The sequence below is a fragment of the Larkinella fluvii genome (assembly GCF_051857545.1).
GTDB lineage: Bacteria > Bacteroidota > Bacteroidia > Cytophagales > Spirosomataceae > Larkinella.
In genome coordinates this window covers 208672-229955 of the sequence record NZ_JBPZHB010000009.1, presented here as the reverse complement: position 1 = coordinate 229955, position 21284 = coordinate 208672, and the positions used below count along the sequence as shown (strand labels likewise).

Sequence of the window (21284 nt, the reverse complement as noted above, 5' to 3'; positions counted from 1 at the left end):
TTGACAAGCAAGCCTGTATCGGGTTTAATTGGTATTCAGATAATCTTCAATTTTTTTAACCGCCAGGTGATACGATGCTTTCAGGGCACCCACCGACGTTCCCGTAATTTCGGAAATTTCTTCATATTTCATATCATCGAAATACTTCATGTTGAAGACAAGGCGTTGTTTGTCAGGTAATTTTAGCAACGCTTTTTGTAACTTCATCTGAATTTCTTCGCCAGACGGGTCATTGCCGGAGGTCACATAGTCCGAATTGCTTTCCAGCTTCTCCATCAATTCGCCTTCTACATCGCCAATGGGCAGGAAAAATCGACGGCGTTTTTTATTCAAAAAATTCAAACATTCGTTCGTCGCAATCCGGTAAATCCAGGTATACAACTGCGAATCGCCCCGGAAGTTCTCCAACGAATTCCAGACTTTGATAAACGTCTCCTGCACCAGATCATCCGCATCATCGTGGTCGATCACCATCTTCCGGATATGCCAGTAAATTTTCTGCTGATACTGGCGCACCATCAGGTTAAAGGCATAATTCCGGCTTTGCGGATCGCGGTATTTTTGCAGGAGTTCCTCGTCAGTCATACGCTGGTTTAAAGTTTAAGGTTCAAAGGTTTAAGGTTCAAAGTGTAAATCGGAATCGCTTTCCGGTTCATCTTTAAACTTAAACTTTAAACTTTAAACGACTCTTCTTTCTATGGCTCGTTTGGCGGCTTCAACAATTTTCCCGGCGGTCAGGCCGTATTTCTGCATCAACTGGTCGGGCGTGCCACTTTCTCCGAAACTGTCGTGTACGCCAATCATTTCGAGCGGAACGGGATAGTTGCGGGACAAAGTCTGCGCGACACTGTCGCCCAAACCGCCGTTCAACTGGTGTTCTTCGGCCGAAACCGCACACCGGGTTTTGCGAACGGAAGCCAGAACGGCCTCTTCATCAAACGGTTTTATGGTGTGAATATTGATAATGTCGGCTTCAATTCCTTGTTCGGCCAGCATTTCACCGGCTTTGATGGCTTCCCAAACCAGGTGACCCGTCGCAAAAATGGAAACATCCGGTCCCTCATTCAGCACAATGGCTTTCCCGATTTCGAATTTCTGATCGGCAGGGGTGAAAATCGGCACCACCGGGCGGCCAAACCGCAGGTAAACCGGGCCTTCGTGCTCGGCAATGGCGATGGTGGCGGCTTTGGTCTGGTTGAAGTCGCAGGGGTTGATAACCGTCATGTTCGGCAACATTTTCATCATGCCGATATCTTCCAGTATCTGGTGCGTTGCGCCGTCTTCGCCCAGCGTCAAACCAGCGTGGGAAGCACAGATTTTGACGTTTTTGTTCGAATAACAAACCGACTGCCGAATCTGGTCATACACCCGACCGGTGGCAAAGTTGGCGAAAGTCGTAGCAAACGGAATCTTTCCGCCAATGGTCAACCCCGCCGAAACGCCGATCATGTTGGCCTCCGAAATTCCGCACTGTACGTAGCGTTCCGGAAATTCCTTGATAAAACCTTCCAGTTTGAGCGACCCGGCCAGATCGGCGGTCAGGGCGACGACGTTCGGATTGGTGCGGCCCAGTTCAAGGATGCCCGCACCAAAACCGGAGCGGGTGTCTTTTTTTTCGGTATAGGTGTATTTCTTCATGGTCTAAGCGATTGCAATTTAGTTAAAAAGTAATTCGCACTCGGGCAATGGGGGTGGTTGGCGGCATTTTCGATGGAGAAGCCATTTCGGTTCATCGTCATTGCAAACAATTTTTTGTCGCTCGCCCCCCGGTTCGTATAATTCAAGCTTAACTGTGAAAGCGTATAAGAAGGATTTGCTTCTTCTTCGGGTTTGTCGAAATAAAAATTGGTACGAAATACGTTTGACAGCGTTTTCGAATCCGCTAAGAACCAAGCTTCCAATTCCTTCACCGCTATACAAATTTTTACATCGGCTGCTTGGTAAACTTCCTGCTTGGCCGATGTGATGCAAGGCATGTCATCTAAATCACGCAAAACAAGAATCGTTTCAGCTCCCAAATCACGAAGCAATTGAACTTGGCTTTGCATACGTTGCGTGTTAAGATTGCCTTTGCCCTTGAGGTTTACAACATCACTGACTAGTTCCAAGCTGTTGCGTTGTAAAAGATCAGTAAAAGCTGGCGATTTCAAGACGATTCGCTCAGAAAAACCTTCGACAATGATACCGATTCTCACCAGGGCAAGCCTCCTCCCAAGGCACCGGTTAACCAGGCTTCATCAGTTGGAATGTCATATAAATTTCGATCATCAACCTGTTTGATTTGAGTAGCTCCACCTCGCTTATCGACCAGAATTATCTCCTTCGCAGTCAACATACGCACTAGTGATTCAGAATGCGTATTGAGCCAGATATAATGACCTTTTTCTTTGCATTGTTGACGAATTAAATCAACCAAAGTCATCAAGACTTGAGGATGCAAACCGTTCTCTGGTTCTTCAATACAAAGAAATTGAGGCTCATAGCTTTGATAGATAGCAGTAAGTAGACAAAGAATGTTGTATGTGCCATCTGAAATTAAAGATTTTGTAAAAGGTTTTGTAGAACTTCCTTCGTAAAACAATAAATTGTCACTTCCAGTTAATTCATCAGTGTGTACTTCTACTTTTGCGAAACTTGGTATAAATAATGATAACCAATTTTGAAACTCTTCATTAATGATTGGATCGTTTAGAAGCCGTCGAAGGACTTTCTCTAAATTGTTGGCTGATAATGAAAGTCTTAAACTACTATCTCTAATTTGCTTTTCATATCTACTATTTGAGATAAAAACTCTTGAGAATTTATCAAAAAATTGTATATAATCAAATGTTACAATTTCCTCTCTATTCAAAGAGTTATTGTTATATTCAGATTGATAGTGAAAATTTTTTGATCTGATTAGTATATCTTTCTCGCGTGTATTGTTAACGCTAAAAACTTTTTCAGTAGGTATAACTAACTTACTAAATCCCTCATTGGAAATAAAGGATGTAGTTTCTTTGTTATATGTTTTTCTAAAAATACTTTCAAACGATTCGAACTGACATGTAAATTCTATTTGTCTTTTATCTTTTCTTAAATTACGATTTAAAAAGACGTTATCCCCTCCAAATAACTCATCAACCTCATTACTTAAACTTTTGGAAGATAAATTCACATACTCCAAAGCCTCAAAAATATTCGATTTCCCCGACCCATTAGGGCCGACGAATACCGTGAACGGATTGGGCTCGATGAGCTCAATCCGTTCGATGGATTTGAAATTTTCGATGACCAGGCGTTTGATCTTCATGCTCAATAATCGGCTGATCCTGCCGTGATGACGAGTTGGTTCAGGGCGGTGGCCAGTTGCGCGTCGTTGGGCGCAACACCGTGCCATTTGTGGCTTCCCATCATGAAATCGACACCGTAGCCCATTTCGGTTTTCATCAGAATCAGGGTCGGCACTTCAGCATCCGTCTTCGACTCTTTTAGGGTTTTGATGATGTCGCTCATGTCATTGCCGTTCATCTCAGTGACGTTCCAGCCGAAAGCCCGGTATTTGGCACCCAGATCCCGGTTGTCCATCACCAGCTTGGTCGGCCCGTCGATTTGCTGTCCATTGAAGTCGATGATGGCCGTCAGGTTGCCGAGTTTGTGGTGGGGCGCAAACGTAGCGGCTTCCCAAACCTGGCCTTCCTGCTGCTCCCCATCGCCCATCAGCACATACACGTGTTTGTCGTCGCCGTTCAGCCGTTTGGCAAAAGCCGCCCCGCAGGCCACCGACAAACCCTGACCCAGTGAACCGGACGCGATCCGAATGCCAGGCAGGTGCTCCGCCGTGGCCGGGTGTCCCTGCAAGCGGCTGTCCAGCTTGCGGAACGTGGCCAGTTCCGAAACCGGGAAGTAACCCGACCGCGCCAGAACGCTGTAAAAAACCGGGGAGATGTGGCCATTCGACAGGAAAAAAACGTCTTCGTCGGTGGCATTCATGTCAAAAATTGCCGCGCCCTGCTCGTCGCGTTTCAGGCGCATGACGTCGAAATACAGGGCGACCAAAAGATCGGTGCAGCCCAGCGAACCACCCGGGTGACCGGAATTGACAGCGTGTACCATCCGGACAATATCGCGCCGGACCTGCGTGGCAATGTGTTGTAATTGTTCGATTTCCATGTTCAGGTAAAAGAGTTGAGACAAGAGAATAAAGACAGTGAAAGTCTCTACTCTCTTGTCTATAGTCTCACTTCTATTTTAAAATCTGCTCGGTGTGATTCTCGTTATCGACTTTGGTAATGATGTCCGAAATCATCCCGTTTTCGTCGATCACGAAAGTAGTCCGGACGATGCCCATGAATTTGCGGCCATACATCGATTTTTCGTGCCAGACGTCATAAGCCGTCACCAGTTTTTGATCGGTATCGGCCAGCAGTGCAAACGGCAGGTTGTGCTTTTTGATAAACTTCTGGTGCGACTTTTCATCATCGACACTCACACCAAGCACTTCATAACCGGCTTTCAACAGGTAATGGTAATTGTCGCGGAGGTTGCAGGCTTCCGCCGTACAACCGGGCGTGTCGTCTTTGGGATAAAAATACAGAACGACTTTTTTGCCCCGGAAATCCGACAGACGGACGGGGTTGCCATTCTGATCGCGGGTTTCGAAGTCGGGTGCCGCGTCGCCGATTTGGAGAGCCATAGTTTTTAGGTTTACAGTCTTCGGATTGGCAAGTAACGGCAAAAAATGCACATTGTCTGCCAAACCCTAATTTTCCTTCTCCAACACAGCCGCTGAATCCACCACCATTGGTCGGGGGGCCGGTGGAAGTTGGGCCGTTACAGTCGTCAGATTGCCCGCCCGGTCCGTCACTTCCAGCACCAGCGTGCCTTCAAACGGCTTGGTCGGGTCGAACTTGTCGGACCAGATCAACGCTCGTTTATAGTCGTATTGCATCAGAATCCATTCGCCGTTTACCAACGCCCGGATGGTGTCCAGCCCCGATAAATCGTCCTTGACCGTGGCGACAATCGCGTTGTAATCTTTGCGTAAAATCTTTACGACCGGGGGTTTTAGATCCGTCAACAATTGAAAGGTACCAAACTGGCGGGCCTTGAAAATGAACCGGTTGTCTTTCCAGAAACCGCCGACGTACGACTTGCGGTTCCCGTTCACGAGATACATGTGGGTTTTTCCGGAATTTTCCAGCGGTTCGGTCGGCAGAAAACTGACCTCGAAAAAATCCTTCAACGGAATCGTTCCCTGGTTGATCGACACCCGGTTACCGCCATGCGAAACCGCCAGATGAAGGGTGTCGTACAAACTTTCGGACGGGAAGGTAACGGTAATTGCCGAATCCGTGTAAGTACTGGCTTGTCCTGGAAGAATCCGTTTTTTAAAATTCAGGGGCAGTACGGTTTTGCCAATCTGAACAGAATCCGGCAGATGTTTCTGTAAATCAATGACGTAGTACGCTTCATTGGCCCGGACATACTGCGAGGGGAGTTCCAGCGTGGCACCGCTCAGGTATACCTGAGCCGTCGGAGCCGTCGCCGTTGGAAAATTCCGCGCCCGAATGATCAGGGTATTTTCTTCCACCGAACTGAACAGCGCGGTGGGTAATTTGCTCGGGGTCAGTTTGCCAATGGCCGAATTTTCGGCTTCGGGATTGACCGTAAACCGGAGTGTGGTTGTATGCTGGGTGCAGTCGTATAACGTTATGGTTACTTCATGAGGTTGACCGTCAAATAGCGGTAATTTGCCGCGTGTCTGATCAAACCGGTACAAATCCAGCGTATTGCCATCCGCGATGTAACAGCGGTGAAAACGCTGGCCCGTCAACTGCTCGATACCGTAGTTCATATGCAGGTTGATCAGCCGGGTTTCCTCGTTCGGGAAGTTATTCATGTTGTAGGCGAATACTTCCCGGTTATCCAACTGAATTTCAATGCAGGTCAATCCGTTTTTGAAGGGTGAGCCCGACGTGCGGTCGTGCGCCAGCACTTCCAGGCCCAGCAGACCGGACGCCGAAATCGGTTGCGTCAACACCCAATCGCCGTTGGGTCGACGGATGGGAGTGAGGGCTAGCCGACCCGCTTGTCCGTTCACGCGGGACGACGGGGTTAAAGGCTGGAGCGCAATCCGTTCAAAAAAAGGCGGTAGTTCGTCTTCAATTTCCTGAAAACCAAACAGCAAGGGGTTTAGCAGGTTGTTTTTGTCGTCACGGATTTCAAAGTGTAAGTGCGGCCCGCCGGAGCCGCCGGTATTCCCCGATAAGGCAATGATTTCACCTTTTTTCACCGGAAACTGGTTCGGTTCCGGGCGCAGATCGATCTCAAACGACTGCTTTTTGTATTGCCCGGCCCGCAGAAACTGAGCGAGCGTATCGTTTAAGGTTTTCAAATGCCCATAAACCGTGGTCAGGCCGTTGGGGTGTTTGATAAAGATGACGTGGCCGTACCCGCCGGTAAAAACCGCAATCCGCGAGATGTAACCATCGGCGGCTGCATACACCTCCAGGCCTTCGCGTTGGGCCGTCCGGATGTCGATGCCGGCATGAAAGTGATTAGGGCGAAGATCGCCTAAACCACCCGAAAGCGAATTGGCTTCACCGGGCATGATGGGAAACAGAAAATAACCGGGTTGAACGGCCTTCAGAATGTGTTTATCTCGAATTTGACTCCAACCTGCTGCGTAAACAAACAGAAAAATGACGGAAAGGAACCATTGCACCAGCTTACTTCTCACTATTTCTACCATAATCCCTCGGCCTTGGCGATTCACTATTTGACATCAAATTCTAGCATTTTCCGGTCTTCGATATAAGCCGTCAGTTTGTCGCCGATGTGTACGGGGCCAACGCCTTTCGGGGTTCCGGTGAAAAGGATGTCGCCCTGGAGTAACATGAAGTAAGTTGAAACGAAGGAAATCAGGTAATCAATCTGGAACAACATCATCGACGTATTGCCCGCCTGCCGGGTTTCGCCGTTGACGTCGAGCCGAAAATTCAGGTTGTGCAAATCCGGGAAATCCGTTTTGGGTACAAACGTCGACATGGGCGCCGAACCGTTGAAGCCTTTGGCCAAATCCCAGGGTAAACCTTTGGCTTTCAGTTTCGATTGCAGATCGCGCGCTGTGAAATCGACCCCGATTCCGATTTCATCGTAATACCGGTGTGCAAACTTCTGCTCGATGTTTTTTCCCGTCCGGCTAATCCGAACCAGAATCTCCACTTCGTAGTGAACGTCGGTGGAAAAATCGGGATAAAAAAACGGGTCACCGGGGCGCAGAATAGCCGTCTCGGGTTTGGTGAAAATAACCGGATCTTCGGGTTGTTCGTTGTTGAGCTCCTTGATGTGTTCGGCGTAATTCCGCCCGACGGCAATGATTTTCATGCGCTTTAAACTTTTTCTGCTGGCACAAATCTAAACAGGAAAGACGGCTCAACCGCAAGCTTATCAAAAAAAATGAACAAAGTGAGGCCCTCAACAGTCTCTAATAGGTAGTTTTGACGTCTCAATATAAACACTATCATATTTCAACCATGAAAAGAGCGATAATGGCCATGTTACTGCTTGGCCTCGTCATTGCCTGTCAGAAAGTTCCGCTTACGGGCCGGAATCAACTGGTATTAATTCCCAATGCGCAGATGTTGCCGCTGAGTTTTACAAACTATAAAGAAGTGCTGGATACCAGTAGAGTGGTTCGTTCCGGTGGGCAGGAAGATATGATCAAACGGGTAGGTAGCCGGATTCAAAAATCCGTTGAGTCGTATATGGCCGCCAACAACCTCAGCGACCGCCTTCAGGGCTTCCAGTGGGAATTTAACCTCATTGAAAGTCCGCAGGTGAATGCCTGGTGTATGCCGGGCGGGAAGGTGGCCTTCTACACCGGTATCCTGAAATTTACCCAGAATGAAGCCGGTGTTGCCGCTGTGATGGGCCATGAAGTATCACACGCCATTGCCGAACACGGGAACGAACGTATGAGTGAAGGCTTGCTGGCGAATGGTCTGATGCAGGGTGGACAGTTGGTGCTGGGCTCGCTTTCGCAGAACCAGCGGAGCCAAACCAACGCGCTGTTGTTGCAGGCCGTTGGAGCGGGCTTACCGATTGCGTATCAGGTAGGCCGTGCGCTGCCCCACAGCCGTGCGCAGGAATCCGAAGCCGACAAACTGGGGCTGATTTTTATGGCGATGGCGGGCTACAATCCGCAGGAAGCCGTCAATTTCTGGGGTCGGATGGCGAAAGCCGGATCGGGTCAAAAACCGCCTGAATTCCTGTCTACCCACCCATCTGACGAGCGCCGGATTCGTGATCTGGAAAAACAAATGCCCGACGCGATGAAGTATTACAAAAGATAAAGAGGTTTTTTTCGCGGAGTTGAGCGGAGAAAAAAAAAGAGTTAAGCAGAGAAATTTATTCTTCTTCGCTTAACTCTTTTTTTTCTCCGCTCAACTCCGCGAAACTTATTTACTCACCCATATCTTCCAGTACCTGCTTCACCCGTGCCGCTGCATCTTTCAACTGAACGGCTGAGAACACTTTCAGGCCGGATTCGTCGATGATCCGCGCGCCTTCTTCCGCATTCGTACCTTGCAAACGAACGATGATCGGCACTTTAATGTCGCCGATGGCTTTGTAGGCTTCTACAACTCCCGTGGCAACCCGGTCGCAACGAACGATACCGCCGAAGATGTTGATCAGAATTGCTTTGACGTTCGGGTCTTTCAGGATGATCCGGAAACCGGCTTCCACCGTCTTGGCATTGGCCCCTCCCCCCACGTCCAGGAAGTTGGCCGGTTCACCACCTGACAGTTTGATGATGTCCATGGTCGCCATTGCCAGACCGGCACCGTTGACCATACAGCCTACGTTTCCATCCAGTTTGACGTAGTTCAAGTCATTGGCCGTGGCTTCGACTTCCAGCGGATCTTCTTCTGTGATGTCGCGAAGGTGGATCAGATCGGGGTGACGATACAGTGCATTGTCATCCAGATTGACTTTCGCATCAACGGCCAGAATTTTGTTGTCAGACGTTTTCAAAACCGGGTTGATTTCAAACATGGACGAATCCGTTTCCGTGTACGCTTTGTAGAGCGACCCGATGAATTTCACCATTTCCTTGAAGGCTTCACCCTGCAAACCCAGCGCGAAAGCAATGTTCCGGATCTGGAAAGGTTGCAAACCGATGGCCGGATCAACCCACTCCTTGAAGATTTTTTCGGGCGTGTGTTCCGCAACTTCCTCAATGTCCATCCCGCCTTCGGTGCTGGCCATGATGACATTGCAGGCCTTTGCCCGGTCCAGCAAAATACCGATGTAATATTCTTTCGGTTCAGAAGCGCCCGGGTAGTAAACATCCTGTGCAACCAGCACTTTGTTTACTTTTTTGCCTTCAGGGCCGGTTTGGTGCGTAATCAGGACGTTACCGATCAGATTCTTCGAAATATCCCGAACATCGTCGACGGATTTGGCCAACTGAACTCCGCGTTGTTCCGAACCCCGGATTTTGCCTTTCCCGCGACCGCCGGCATGGATCTGAGATTTAATTACAACAAACTTGGAACCGGTTTGCGCCATGATCAGCTTGGCGGCTTCAACGGCTTTTTCGGGTGATTCGGCTACGATCCCTTCCTGAACACGGACACCGTAGTTTTTTAATATCTCTTTACCCTGGTACTCGTGAATGTTCATATTGAGCGAAACAAGGAATGGTGAAAAAAAAGCTATTTTCGCGGTAAACTTAACAAATTAATCTGTTATAGTTCTGAGTTTCGGGTCGTGAGTTTCAATTTACATGTGATATGAACTTCGTTGCACTACACCAGAAACGGTAAATCTGACATCAATCATTCTCTTATGGAACCGCTTCTGAAAGCTGTTGACCTGACTCGTTCCCACGGCGATTTGCCCGTTTTGAAAGGAATTAATTTGAGTATTCAAGCCGGCGAGATTGTCTCGATTGTCGGCGCTTCCGGAGCCGGCAAAAGTACGCTTCTCCACATTCTGGGTACGCTCGACCGGCCCGACTCCGGCCAGGTAACGCTGGCTGAAAAAAATGTTTTTAGCCTGAATGAAAAAGAAATGGCCCGGTTTCGGAATGAACGGATTGGTTTTGTGTTCCAGTTTCACAACCTGCTGGCCGAATTTTCGGCCCTGGAAAATGTCTGTTTGCCCGGCTATATTGCTGGGCATGAGGACAAAAAGGTGAGGGAGCGAGCCGAAGAATTATTAAATATTCTGGGAGTGAGTGACCGGAAGCACCATTTACCGTCTCAATTATCAGGAGGGGAGCAACAACGGACGGCTGTAGCCCGGGCGCTAATCAATACCCCCGCCATTATTTTTGCCGACGAACCCAGTGGCAACCTCGATTCGCACAATGCCGAAGAACTGCACAAGCTCTTTTTTCGGCTGCGGGATGAGTTGGGACAGACATTCGTGATTGTAACGCATAACGATTTGTTGGCCAACATGGCTGACCGGAAGCTTACAATACGCGACGGGTCTATATTGGCTGAATAATAATGAGTATTAGTACTTATTTTTACCGCGATTTGTCGGTTTTCGTGAACAGTTTAATAGGTTGATTGTGAGGGTGTAATAAGGGAGAAATTGATCATGTAAAATTTTTTTAACCTTTTTGGATTTTATATTATAACTAATAGTATATATTTGCATCGAAAAGAAAAGTTTTTCATAACGTTGAGTAAATCAGAAAGCCATGAGGGAAATCCCGCATGGCTTTTTTGTTTCCGGTAAGTGATTTTACTTACCGTCCAATGGCTTCAAATTTCCAGTAATCTCAATACCCACCCGCAGAAGTTACCGCTTGAATTCTTTTAATCGCTGTAAAATGGCGAAAGTCAATTCGTACTCGCTGGATTGCAGGACGAACATATCGTCGAAGCGGCAGAAATCCTTAAATTTTGTGAGTTCATCCCCCGATAAATCGGTTGCCCGGCCAGCCACCAGATCGAAACGGTACGATGCCAGTTTGTGCCGGCGGTCTTCCTGCATCAACACCAGCGCTTTGCGATCCGACTTGGCCCGCTTGCTGAAGGCTTCATAGAGCAGCGTAATCACCGAGCCGGAAGCCACCCGGTCGAGCACCTGTTCGCCCGACACCCCGCGTTTGGCTTCCGGTTCCGCAAGCAGGATTTCGAGTTCCCGCTTGAGTTCGGCTTCCTGCTTGCCCCGTACGGTCACTTCCGCCAGTTCGATGACGTTATCGGCCAGTTGTCGCTTGATTCGCATCACAGGTTGTTGCGTGGTTCCGTCCCACAGAAAAGCCATCCGTCCGTGGGTGGGGCTGGTGATAACCACCGAATCTCCCGGTTTCACCTGGAGGTAATAATTACCAATCTGATTGGTGCGTCCGACGGCCAGCGAACGTTTGTTGATGACGCTGGCGTTGGTTACACCCCGGCCCGTTTCCTGATCCAGTACTTTGCCGATAATGTACTTCGGCGTTTGGGCCAGCGACGCAATGGAGATAAAAAGGAAGAAGAATAATAAAAGTTTCATAATCGACGGCAAGTTCGATATAAACAAAAAGGTAGACAAAGTAAGAGGGTTATTTAAGAAAAATTAACAGGCAAGGGCGTACAAATTATCAGCCAGGAAAATAAAATATATTTTAGTTGTGTTGCATATATTTTACTTATATTATTACGGACTGAACTGCTGAAGACTCAAGGATATGAAAAACGACTATTTAAAAGGGCGTGGAGCCCAGTTCAATGCGCCCAATCGCTTTCAGGCCTTGCGGATAGAACCCGACGAGGAGCAGAATGTTCCCGATGACGATTTTCCGGAGCCAACCGTTCGAACGCAATTTTTTGAAGAAAACCCCAAACAGATTGTCAGCCGACCCAATAGCCCGGACATCGGTTTTATTGCTTCGGTAAACCCGTATATGGGTTGCGAACACGGCTGTATTTACTGCTATGCCCGGAACTCGCACGAGTTTTGGGGTTTTTCGGCGGGGCTTGATTTCGAGAGCAAGATCATGGTCAAAAAAAATGCACCGGTCTTGCTGGAAAAGGAGTTCCTCTCGAAAAATTACGAGCCGGAAGTCATTCATTTGTCTGGCAATACGGATTGCTACCAGCCCGCTGAACGTCGGTTTCAATTGACCCGCCGGATTCTGGAGCTGTGCCTGATGTACCGAAATCCGGTCAGCATCATTACGAAAAATGCGCTCATCTTGCGGGATATAGACCTGTTGCAGCAGATGGCGGCCCAGAATCTCGTGATGGTTTTGATCACCATTACAACCCTAGATGATAAATTACGTCAGGCGATGGAACCCCGGACGGTGACGGCCAAACGACGGTTACAGGTCGTGGCTGAACTCACCAAAGCCGGTATTCCGGTGGGCGTGATGACGGCGCCGATTATTCCCGGTCTGACCGATCAGGAGATTCCGAAGCTGATCGAAGCGGCTTCCCGACACGGGGCATCGTGTGCGGGATACACCATTGTGCGCCTGAATGGCGCCATTGGGCCTTTGTTTGAAGACTGGATTCGCAAAAATTACCCGGATCGGGCCGACAAAGTGCTGAATCAGATTCGTGAGTGCCACGGCGGACAGTTGAACGATTCGCGGTTTGGAACCCGGATGTCGGGCGAGGGCAAGTATGCCGAACAGATCCGGCAGTTTCACGAGATTGCCATCCAGAAATACATGCCTAACCATGCTTTCCCGAAACTGGACACGACCCGTTTTCTTCGGAAAAGGCAACTGAATTTGTTTGGTTAAAGCGATTGTGCGCCGACCTTCCGTCAGTTTTTGCAAAATAAAAAACCGTCTGCCGAATGCTTACGTTAGTATGGCATAACTTTTTAATCAATCAACGTTATGAGTTACATTCAAGCTGGAACCGGTCGCAATGGCGAGCCGGTCAATCTGTTCTATCAGGACTGGGGTACGGGAAATCCCGTCGTGTTGATTCACGGCTGGCCGTTGAGCCACGAGATGTGGGAGTATCAATTGACTGAATTGCCCAAACATGGGCTGCGCTGCATTGCTTATGACCGCCGGGGATTTGGGAAGTCGTCGAAACCCTGGGATGGATATGATTACGATACGTTAGCTGCCGATCTGAAAGCGGTTCTGGACGAACTGGATTTGCAGAACGTGACCCTGGTTGGTTTTTCGATGGGTGGGGGCGAAGTTGTCCGGTATCTAAGCCGCTATGGCTCGAATCGGGTTTCAAAAATTGTACTGGTGAGTGCTGTAACGCCTTACATGCTGAAAACGGAAGACAATCCGGACGGCGTCGATCAATCGGTTTTTGACGAAATGCTGGAGAAAATGCAGGCCGACCGGGCGGACTTTTTAGCCTCGTTTGGCAAACAGTTCTATGGGGTCAGCATGCTGAATCATCCGGTAAGTGATTCGCATCTCAAGTGGGACCAAACGCTGGCGTTGCTGGGTTCACCCCAGGCGACGATTGAATGCGCTAAGGCCTTTTCGAGTACAGATTTCCGCTCAGACCTGGCAGCCGTTACGGTTCCAACGCTCATCATTCACGGTGATGCGGATCAAACCGTTCCCTTTGAATCTTCCGGTCAGAAAACGCACGAGCTGATTCCACAATCGCAATTGCTGGTGTATGAAGGCGAACCGCACGGTTTGTACTTCACGCAAAAAGACGAGTTGAATGAAGACCTCCTTTCGTTCATCACGTCAACCACCACAGTGACGGAAACGACTTATTAGCGAAGAGTTAAGAGTGAAGAGTTAAGAGTTGGCTACCGCGTTTAACTCTTAACTCTTCACTCTTAACTAATCTGGTATTCGGCTATTTTTCGGTACAACGTGGTGAGGCCGATGTTGAGAAGCCGGGCGGCCTCGGTTTTGTTGCCGTTGGTATGGTCGAGAACATGCCGGATGTGGTTTTCTTCGACCTGAGCCAGATCAAAAACCGGTCCGGAGGGCGTAAATTTCCCGGCATAGAGTAGATCGTAGGGCAGCAGTTCCGGGGTTAATTCCGGTCCATCGGCGAGAATAACCGCCCGCTCAATCACATTTTTTAACTCCCGAATATTCCCCTTCCAATCGTGTTGCCGGAGTTTTTGCTGAAAATCCGGACGGAGCAGTACATCACGCTTTCCAATTTTTAGCGCACTTTGCCGGGCGAATTGCTCCGCCAAAGCCGGGATGTCGTCGCGACGGTCGCGCAGCGAAGGCAACTCGATCCGGAATACCGACAGCCGGTAATACAGATCGAGTCGAAATTGTCCGGCAGTGGCTTCTCGTTCCAGATCGCGGTTGGTGGCGGCCACAACACGCACATCCACTTTGGTCGGTTTGGTATCGCCAACCCGGATAAACTCGTGCATTTCCAGCACACGAAGCAATTTGGCCTGTAGATCAAGCGCCATTTCGCCGATTTCATCGAGAAAAATAGTGCCTTTACTGGCCTCTTCGAACAGTCCTTTTTTGTCACGGGATGCTCCGGTGAAAGACCCGGCGCGGTGGCCAAAAAGTTCACTTTCCAGAATTTCTTTTCCCAGCGCACTGCAATTGACTGCTACAAACCCGCCCGACCGCCGGGGGCTGGCCTGGTGGATCGCCTGTGCAAACACTTCTTTTCCCGTTCCGGTTTCGCCGGTCAGCAACACGGTTGTGTCGGTTACCGCCACTTTTCGGGCCAGGTCAACGGCTTGCTTGATGGGTTTTGATTCGCCGATAATGCTCTCAAAACCATAGCGTTTGCTGACTTTTTCTTCCAGTTGCCGAATCCGAAACTGCAACTGCGCCTTTTCAATGGCCCGGCTGACGAGCGGAATGATGCGATCATTGTCATCACCTTTGGTGATGTAATCGAAAGCGCCGTTTTTAATGGCAGTAACGCCATCGGCAATGGTGCCGAACGCCGTCAGAACAATGATTTCGGTGGCGGGATACTGTTGTCGGATCTGGGCCGTGAGGTCAATGCCGTTTTTGTCGGGCAGCTTCACGTCGCTGATCACCAGATGAATATCTTCCTGTTCCAGCACCCGAAGGCCGTTGCGGGCGTTGTTGGCTTCCAGAACGTGATACCCTTCAAGGCTGAGGAGTCGGGCCAGGAGTTGGCGGAGACGGTCTTCGTCGTCGATAATGAGGATAGTGCCTTGCATGGGGCAAAGATAGCAAAACAAGGCCGTTGGACGATGTTAGACCGCCCGAACGGTGCGGACATATTCCGACGGTGTCTGCCCGGTAATGCCTTTGAACTGGCGGTTGAAGTTGGAAAGGGTGCGGTAGCCACTTTCGTAACTAACTTGTGTGACCGTCAATTTGCCTTCCATCAGCAGTTTACAGGAGTGGCCAATGCGGATTTCCGATACAAATTCCGAAAACGTTTTGTTGGCCCGGGCTTTAAAATAGCGACAGAAAGCCGGTGGCGTCATCCCCGCCAGATCGGCCACGGAATCCAGACTGATGTCGTCGTGAAAATGGCCCAGCACGTAATTATGCACCTGTTGCATCCGGTCGGTCTCCGACGGTTTCACGGTATTGGTATACCCCAGGCTGGTAATATACCGGTAGTCGACGGCGTGGGAAAGTTCGTCGAGCAAGCTGAGCAGGGTCATCACGCGGTTGAAATTGACCGGTTGGCTGGCTAATTTCTGCAAGGTATCCTGCACCAGTTTCTGGGTCGGGCCGGTCCATTCCAGACCCCGGCGGGCGTGTTCGAGCAATTGCTGGATCAGGCTCATTTCCGGTTTGTCGAAGAAGTGATCACCCAGAAAATCCTCCGGAAAATAGACAACAATGCCCCGGGTTACCAGACCGGAATCGCGCTGAAAAAACGCGTGATCACTGCGCCAGAGATGCGGCAGATTCGGCCCCAGAAAAACCAGATCACCCTCCGAAAAGGGCTTGATCGAGTCGCCAATAAACCGGGTTCCGGTTCCTTCCACCACCAGAAACAACTGGTAGTGCGGGTGAAAATGCCAGTTGGGGTCGAAGTGTGGTTCAACAAGCTCCTTCACGATGAAGGAAGATGCAACGGGTTCCAGGTCTTTTCGCAGGGCAATTCGCATAAGTTTGCTCTCTTTTGCTGTCTTTCACAAATTTATCAAACTTTTTTAGTTAAAATACAATCGGTATTTGGCAAGAAAAGCCGAGAAGAATCATAAATTGTTGCTTACTTTTGTAGTAATTGATTGAGAATAAATAGGAATAAGCCGGAATCAATGGATTTATTCAGCCCAAAATTTTGCAACAAGCAACCCAAATTATTAATTAATTTCATCACTCCACGGCTGCTACTCGTTAAAGTTGGTTGCAGACCGGTTCTAAATCCAAAAGAAAGACGGGTCAGAAAATCCGTTCTACCAGTATGAAAATCAATATTGCCATCGTCGGACTGGGCTTCGGAGCCGAGTTCATCCCCATTTATCAGCGTCACCCGCATACGAACATGTATGCCATTTGCCAGCGCAATACGGAAAAACTAAATGAAATTGGTGATGCGTTCGGCATCGAAAAACGCTACAGCAATATCGACGATCTGCTGGCTGATCCGAATGTGGACGCCGTTCACATCAATTCGCCGATTCACAACCACGCCGAACAGACCCTGAAAGCCCTGCGCGCCGGAAAACACGTGGCTTGCACGGTTCCGATGGCAACTTCGGTAGAAGAGTGCATGGAAATTGTGAAAACCTGCAACGAAACCGGCAAAAAATACATGATGATGGAAACGGTGGTATATAGCCGTGAGTTTCTGTTTGTCAAGGAGTTATATGAAAAAGGGGAGTTGGGGAAAATCCAGTTTCTGAAAGCCAGCCACCAGCAGGACATGGACGGCTGGCCCGGCTACTGGCCCGGTTTGCCACCCATGCACTACGCTACCCACTGCGTTGGCCCGGTGGCCGGTTTGCTGCAACTGGAAGCCGAATACGTGTCGTGCTTCGGTTCCGGAACAATCCGGGAAGAGTTGATTCCGCATTACAACTCTCCGTTTGCGGTTGAATCGGCCCACATCAAGTTCAAAGACAGCGACTTGTCGGCCTATGTCTACCGGTCTTTGTTCGATACCGCCCGTCAATACCGCGAAAGTTTTGAAGTCTACGGCTCGCTGAAGTCCTTTGAATGGCCGCTGATCGAAGGCGAAGACCCGGTTATTCATACGGCCAAAAAGCCCGAACCCGAGATTCCGGAACGGGTGAAAGTGCCGGATTTTGCGCACTATCTGCCGGCTGAAATTCAGTCGTTTACGACCCAGGGGGTTTATAATGAGGAAGATAACGCCCACTTGTCCTTCATTCAGGGCAGTGGTCACGGCGGTTCGCACCCGCATATGGTGCACGAATTTGTGTCGGCTATTGTCGAAGACCGCGACCCGTTCCCCAATGCGGTGCAATCGGCTAACTGGACGAGCGTGGGCATTCTGGCGCACGACTCGGCGATGGAAGGCGGCAATCTGAAGAATTTGCCGGATTTTGGGAGTTTGTAATACCACGCGTTAAAACAACCCACTATGAAAAACTTTAATATATTTCTGACCCTGGGGCTGGTGGTTCTGCTCACCGATTGCGCCCGTCGGCAACCGGCCAGCAGTCCGCGCGACATGGGCGGACGACCGGGCGTTTCGGCCACGAATCCCGACCAGCCCCGGCGGACGGAAATTCTGTTTCTGGGCGACAACGGCCACCACCGCCCGTCGGAACGCGTGCCGGAACTGATGGCTGCGTTGGGGGATAAAGGCATTAACCTGACCTACACCGACCGGCTGGAAGACATCAATGCAGAGAACCTGGCGAAATACGACGGTTTGCTGATTTATGCCAACTGGGACAGCATCCCGCAGCCCCAGGAGAAGGCGCTGATCGATTTTGTGGCTGGTGGCAAAGGCCTGATTCCGATTCACTGCGCTTCGTACTGTTTCCGGAATTCGCCGGAATACGTCAAAATGGTGGGCGGGCAATTCTGGCGTCACCGGATGGATACGATTCAGACCTTGACCGTTCAGCCCGGCCACCCGGCCATTATGGGCCTGAAACCGTTTAAAGCCTACGACGAAACGTATCTGCACGAAAAACTCCAGGCCGACAACAATGTGCTGGCGGTGCGCGACATCAAGGCGGATCAGGAAAAAGACCGACCCGGTCAGAAAACCGAACCCTATACCTGGACCCGCAACTACGGCAAAGGCCGGGTTTTTTATACGGCCTACGGCCATGATCAACGGACGTGGAATGTCCCCGGTTTTCAGGATTTGATCGAACAGGGCATTCTCTGGGCGGTGGGCGACAAGGTGAAAAAGTTGCACGACGATCTGAAACCGCAGCCCTTCCAGTATGTTGAGGCTAATTTGCCAAACTACGAAAAACGCTCGGGACCGCAAATGCGCCAGTTGCCGCTTTCGCCCGAAGAATCGATGAAACACATTCAGGTGCCGGTCGATTTTACGCTGGAACAGTTTGCCCACGAACCCGACGTGATGCACCCGATTGCGATGGCGTGGGATGAGCGCGGACGGCTTTTTGTGCTGATTACCAAGGATTATCCGAACGAACGGAAAGACACGGGAGGAACCGATTACATCCTTATCTGCGAAGACACCAACAAAGACGGCAAGGCGGATAAGTTTACCAAGTTCGCCGACGGCCTGAGTATTCCGACCGGTTTGGCGTTCGTCAACGGGGGCATTATGGTGTCGCAGGCACCGCACATGCTGTTTTTGAAAGACACCAATGGCGACGATAAGGCCGACGAGAAAAAGATCCTGTTCACCGGTTTTGGAACGGGTGATACCCACGCCGGCCCGTCCAACCTGCACGTCGGTTTCGACAACTGGGTCTGGGGCTGCATCGGTTATTCCGGTTTTGTGGGCAAAGTGGGCGCCGACAGCCTCAAATTTTCACAAGGGTTTTTTCGCTTCAAGCCCGATGGCTCGAAACTGGAATTCGTGACGAGCACCTCCAACAACACCTGGGGATTGGCGTTCAACGAAACCGGCGACGTATTTGGCTCGACGGCCAACAATTCCCACGGCTGGTACATGGCCATTCCGCACCGGTATTTCCCCGGCGGTCTCGGCAGTGGTAGCCGGGGCACCGATACGCATAAGGACATGAAACCGATTACGGAAAAAGTGCGGCAGGTCGATGTGTTTGGGGGCTTTACGGCGGCTGCCGGGCACAATTTCTACACGGCCCGGGCCTTCCCGAAAAGCTACTGGAATAAGGTGGCTTTCGTATCGGAGCCAACCGGTCACATTCTGCACCAGAACATCATGGTGAAAAAAGGGACCGATTTTGACGACAGCGAAGGGCTGGGTTTCAACCTGCTGGCCGGTGCCGATGAGTGGGTCGCCCCGGTTTTTGCCGAGGTAGGTCCCGACGGCGCAGTTTGGGTCGTCGATTGGTACAGCTACATTATTCAACACAACCCCACGCCGAAAGGAGCCCAGAATGGGCCGGGAAATGCGTACCAGACGGATTTGCGCGATTTCACCCACGGTCGGATTTACCGGGTCGCCTACAAAAAAGCTCCGGCTTATACGCCTTTGTCGCTGAGCAAGGATCGTCCGGCGGAATTGGTGGCGGCTTTGAAAAACAACAACATGTTCTGGCGTCAGACGGCGCAACGGTTGCTGGTGGAAAGAGGGCAGAAAGATATCGTTCCACAACTGCTGGATCTGGTGAAAGACCAGACGCTGGACGAAATCGGGATCAACCCGTCGGCCATCCACGCTCTGTGGACGTTGCAGGGGTTAGGAGCGCTGGACGGTTCAGATGCGAATGCGCTGCAAACCGCCACGGCGGCTTTGAAACATGCCTGTGCCGGAGTTCGAAAAACCGCCGTTCAGGTGCTGCCCCGCAACGAAGCATCGGCCAGTGCGTTGCTGCAAGCCAATGCGTTGAATGACAAAGAACCGCTGGTGGTTTTAAATACACTGCTGGCCTTGTCGGAAATGCCGTTGACACCTGCGGTAGAAACCGCCGTTCTGACGCGCCTGAACGACGCCAAAGAGGTAAACGACCGCTGGTTGCCGGATGCTTTTGCCTGTGCGTTGACGAGCCACGACGGGAAGTTGATGCAGACATTTTTGAAGCAAATGGTGCAGAACAGCAAGACGGGTCCGAAAGCAGCGGAGTCGATGAGCGGCCACCACGACCACGCGGCCATGACGGCTCAAGCCACCGCGCAGCCTGCTCCGACAATGGCTTCTTCGAGTGATAAACCGGATCTGGTGATCACAAAAGTGCGCACTGAACCGGCTTCTCCGTATGTTCGTGAATCGACCCGCATTTTTGTCGAAGTAACCAACCGGGGCGGTGTCGCCATTCCGGAAGGAACGCCAATTCCGCTGGCGATTCGGATTGAAGGACAGGGCCGGAAAACGGAGTATGTCAGCCAGAAACACACGGCAGGAATTAAGCCGGGCGAAACCGTGGTCATTCAGGAAGGAAACAACGGTCCCTGGAATACCAACTTTACGGTTTCGTTTGAGACGGCCGGAGACTATTCGGTGGTGGCAACCGTGGATGGCAACAACGTTCTGGCCGAAGGAAATGAAAACAACAATGGATTCACGCATAAACTGACCTATCGTCCACCACAAAGCATGAGTGCGTTTGTGTTGGAACGGGCAATTCGGAACTACACCTCGGCAGCACCGGCAGATGCGGTCGTTGGGTTGCTCCGGCTGTCACAACAAATGGATGCTGCGGGCAGTACCGCCATTGTGAAAGGAATTTCCGATGGCTGGGGATTCCGGCGGAAAGCAACACTGAATGAGGCTGACAAATCGTTTGTCGCCAGCCTGGTCACTACGATTCCGAGTGAGAACCGGGAGCGGATGAATCGGGTGTTGCAGGCCTGGGGGGTATCGGCCGAACCTGCCGCCGATCCGAATGTCGAAACCGTTCGCATCAAGCCGATCAAGGAAGCGTTGCAGTTTGACAAAAAGGAATTTACGGTAACGGCAGGCAAACAGGTCGAAATCATTTTCGAGAACACCGACGCCATGCAACACAACATTGTGGTCGGCAAACCGAAGTCGCTGGAGATCATTGGCGCGGCTGCCGATAAGCTGATTACGGCGAAAGATGGTGCAGAACGGAATTATGTGCCTTCCATCCCGCAGGTGGTGGCATCGTCGCCCCTCGTCAATCCCGAGCAAACTTACCGGTTGAAGTTCACGGCTCCGGCCCAACCCGGCGATTATCCATTCGTTTGTACCTTCCCCGGCCACTGGCGGATCATGAACGGAATCATGCGGGTAAAAACCGCTCCGGCTGAAAAAGCGGCTAAATAAAAGGGAGTTAAGAGTTAAGAGTTAAGAGTTAAGAGTTAAGAG

18 protein-coding genes are annotated in these 21284 nt (G+C 50.4%); 6 read left to right on the top strand and 12 right to left on the bottom strand.

Features of this window, described 5'->3' with window-relative positions:
* Positions 1 to 24: 24 nt before the first annotated feature.
* The 8 genes from ACS5NO_RS24155 to ACS5NO_RS24120 all read right to left on the bottom strand — a co-directional run bounded on the left by ACS5NO_RS24155 (position 25) and on the right by ACS5NO_RS24120 (position 7368).
* Entirely contained in the window at positions 25 to 585 is a 561-nt protein-coding gene (locus tag ACS5NO_RS24155; RefSeq protein ID WP_114405802.1) for an RNA polymerase sigma factor, read from the bottom strand.
* 93 nt (positions 586 to 678) lie between these two features.
* Positions 679 to 1638: a transketolase family protein gene (locus tag ACS5NO_RS24150; RefSeq protein WP_114405801.1), complete on the bottom strand. Its 960-nt coding sequence runs from the start codon at positions 1636 to 1638 to the stop codon at positions 679 to 681.
* Positions 1635 to 2195: a DUF4276 family protein gene (locus ACS5NO_RS24145; protein ID WP_439417508.1), complete on the bottom strand. Its 561-nt coding sequence runs from the start codon at positions 2193 to 2195 to the stop codon at positions 1635 to 1637. The genes ACS5NO_RS24150 and ACS5NO_RS24145 overlap by 4 nt, the downstream gene beginning before the upstream one ends.
* Positions 2192 to 3292: an AAA family ATPase gene (locus ACS5NO_RS24140; RefSeq protein ID WP_439417507.1), complete on the bottom strand. Its 1101-nt coding sequence runs from the start codon at positions 3290 to 3292 to the stop codon at positions 2192 to 2194. Before ACS5NO_RS24140 ends, ACS5NO_RS24145 begins: the two co-directional genes overlap by 4 nt.
* Positions 3293 to 3294: 2 nt before the next feature.
* A complete protein-coding gene (locus ACS5NO_RS24135) occupies positions 3295 to 4152 on the bottom strand; it encodes a transketolase (RefSeq protein WP_114405798.1) in 858 nt (285 codons plus the stop codon).
* 73 nt (positions 4153 to 4225) lie between these two features.
* Positions 4226 to 4675: a thioredoxin-dependent thiol peroxidase gene (gene bcp / locus ACS5NO_RS24130; RefSeq protein WP_114405797.1), complete on the bottom strand. Its 450-nt coding sequence runs from the start codon at positions 4673 to 4675 to the stop codon at positions 4226 to 4228.
* A gap of 66 nt (positions 4676 to 4741) precedes the next feature.
* Positions 4742 to 6706, bottom strand: coding sequence for a M23 family metallopeptidase (locus tag ACS5NO_RS24125; protein ID WP_439417506.1), 1965 nt, complete (start codon positions 6704 to 6706; stop codon positions 4742 to 4744).
* A 50-nt stretch (positions 6707 to 6756) separates the two neighbouring features.
* Positions 6757 to 7368, bottom strand: a complete 612-nt coding sequence (locus ACS5NO_RS24120) for a fumarylacetoacetate hydrolase family protein (protein ID WP_439417505.1) — start codon at positions 7366 to 7368, stop codon at positions 6757 to 6759.
* A 149-nt stretch (positions 7369 to 7517) separates the two neighbouring features.
* On the opposite strand from ACS5NO_RS24120, the gene ACS5NO_RS24115 reads away from it, so the two are divergent.
* Positions 7518 to 8336: a M48 family metallopeptidase gene (locus ACS5NO_RS24115; protein ID WP_439417504.1), complete on the top strand. Its 819-nt coding sequence runs from the start codon at positions 7518 to 7520 to the stop codon at positions 8334 to 8336.
* Positions 8337 to 8445: 109 nt separating this feature from the next.
* On the opposite strand, the gene sucC is transcribed toward ACS5NO_RS24115, so the two are convergent.
* Positions 8446 to 9669, bottom strand: a complete 1224-nt coding sequence (sucC, locus tag ACS5NO_RS24110; RefSeq protein WP_138990874.1) for an ADP-forming succinate--CoA ligase subunit beta — start codon at positions 9667 to 9669, stop codon at positions 8446 to 8448.
* Between the two features lie 165 nt (positions 9670 to 9834).
* Between sucC and ACS5NO_RS24105 the strand changes: the two genes are divergently transcribed.
* Positions 9835 to 10500, top strand: a complete 666-nt coding sequence (locus ACS5NO_RS24105; protein ID WP_138990873.1) for an ABC transporter ATP-binding protein — start codon at positions 9835 to 9837, stop codon at positions 10498 to 10500.
* A gap of 300 nt (positions 10501 to 10800) precedes the next feature.
* Here the strand turns inward: ACS5NO_RS24105 and ACS5NO_RS24100 are convergent, their stop codons facing one another.
* Positions 10801 to 11502, bottom strand: a complete 702-nt coding sequence (locus ACS5NO_RS24100; RefSeq protein WP_439417503.1) for a hypothetical protein — start codon at positions 11500 to 11502, stop codon at positions 10801 to 10803.
* A gap of 175 nt (positions 11503 to 11677) precedes the next feature.
* Here ACS5NO_RS24100 and ACS5NO_RS24095 point away from each other — a divergent pair, with 175 nt between their 5' ends.
* Together ACS5NO_RS24095 and ACS5NO_RS24090 are read left to right on the top strand one after the other, a co-directional pair.
* Positions 11678 to 12739: a PA0069 family radical SAM protein gene (locus ACS5NO_RS24095; protein ID WP_439417502.1), complete on the top strand. Its 1062-nt coding sequence runs from the start codon at positions 11678 to 11680 to the stop codon at positions 12737 to 12739.
* A 99-nt stretch (positions 12740 to 12838) separates the two neighbouring features.
* Positions 12839 to 13702, top strand: a complete 864-nt coding sequence (locus ACS5NO_RS24090; RefSeq protein ID WP_439417501.1) for an alpha/beta fold hydrolase — start codon at positions 12839 to 12841, stop codon at positions 13700 to 13702.
* A gap of 62 nt (positions 13703 to 13764) precedes the next feature.
* Here the strand turns inward: ACS5NO_RS24090 and ACS5NO_RS24085 are convergent, their stop codons facing one another.
* Positions 13765 to 15105: a sigma-54-dependent transcriptional regulator gene (locus ACS5NO_RS24085; protein WP_439417500.1), complete on the bottom strand. Its 1341-nt coding sequence runs from the start codon at positions 15103 to 15105 to the stop codon at positions 13765 to 13767.
* Between the two features lie 36 nt (positions 15106 to 15141).
* Positions 15142 to 16014, bottom strand: a complete 873-nt coding sequence (locus ACS5NO_RS24080) for an AraC family transcriptional regulator (protein ID WP_439417499.1) — start codon at positions 16012 to 16014, stop codon at positions 15142 to 15144.
* A gap of 299 nt (positions 16015 to 16313) precedes the next feature.
* Between ACS5NO_RS24080 and ACS5NO_RS24075 the strand changes: the two genes are divergently transcribed.
* Both ACS5NO_RS24075 and ACS5NO_RS24070 read left to right on the top strand, forming a co-directional pair.
* On the top strand, positions 16314 to 17432 hold the full coding sequence (locus tag ACS5NO_RS24075) for a Gfo/Idh/MocA family protein (protein ID WP_439417498.1): 1119 nt from the start codon (positions 16314 to 16316) through the stop codon (positions 17430 to 17432).
* Between the two features lie 24 nt (positions 17433 to 17456).
* Positions 17457 to 21242 (top strand): PVC-type heme-binding CxxCH protein, encoded by a 3786-nt coding sequence (locus tag ACS5NO_RS24070; protein ID WP_439417497.1) that lies wholly within the window; start codon positions 17457 to 17459, stop codon positions 21240 to 21242.
* Positions 21243 to 21284: the final 42 nt, after the last annotated feature.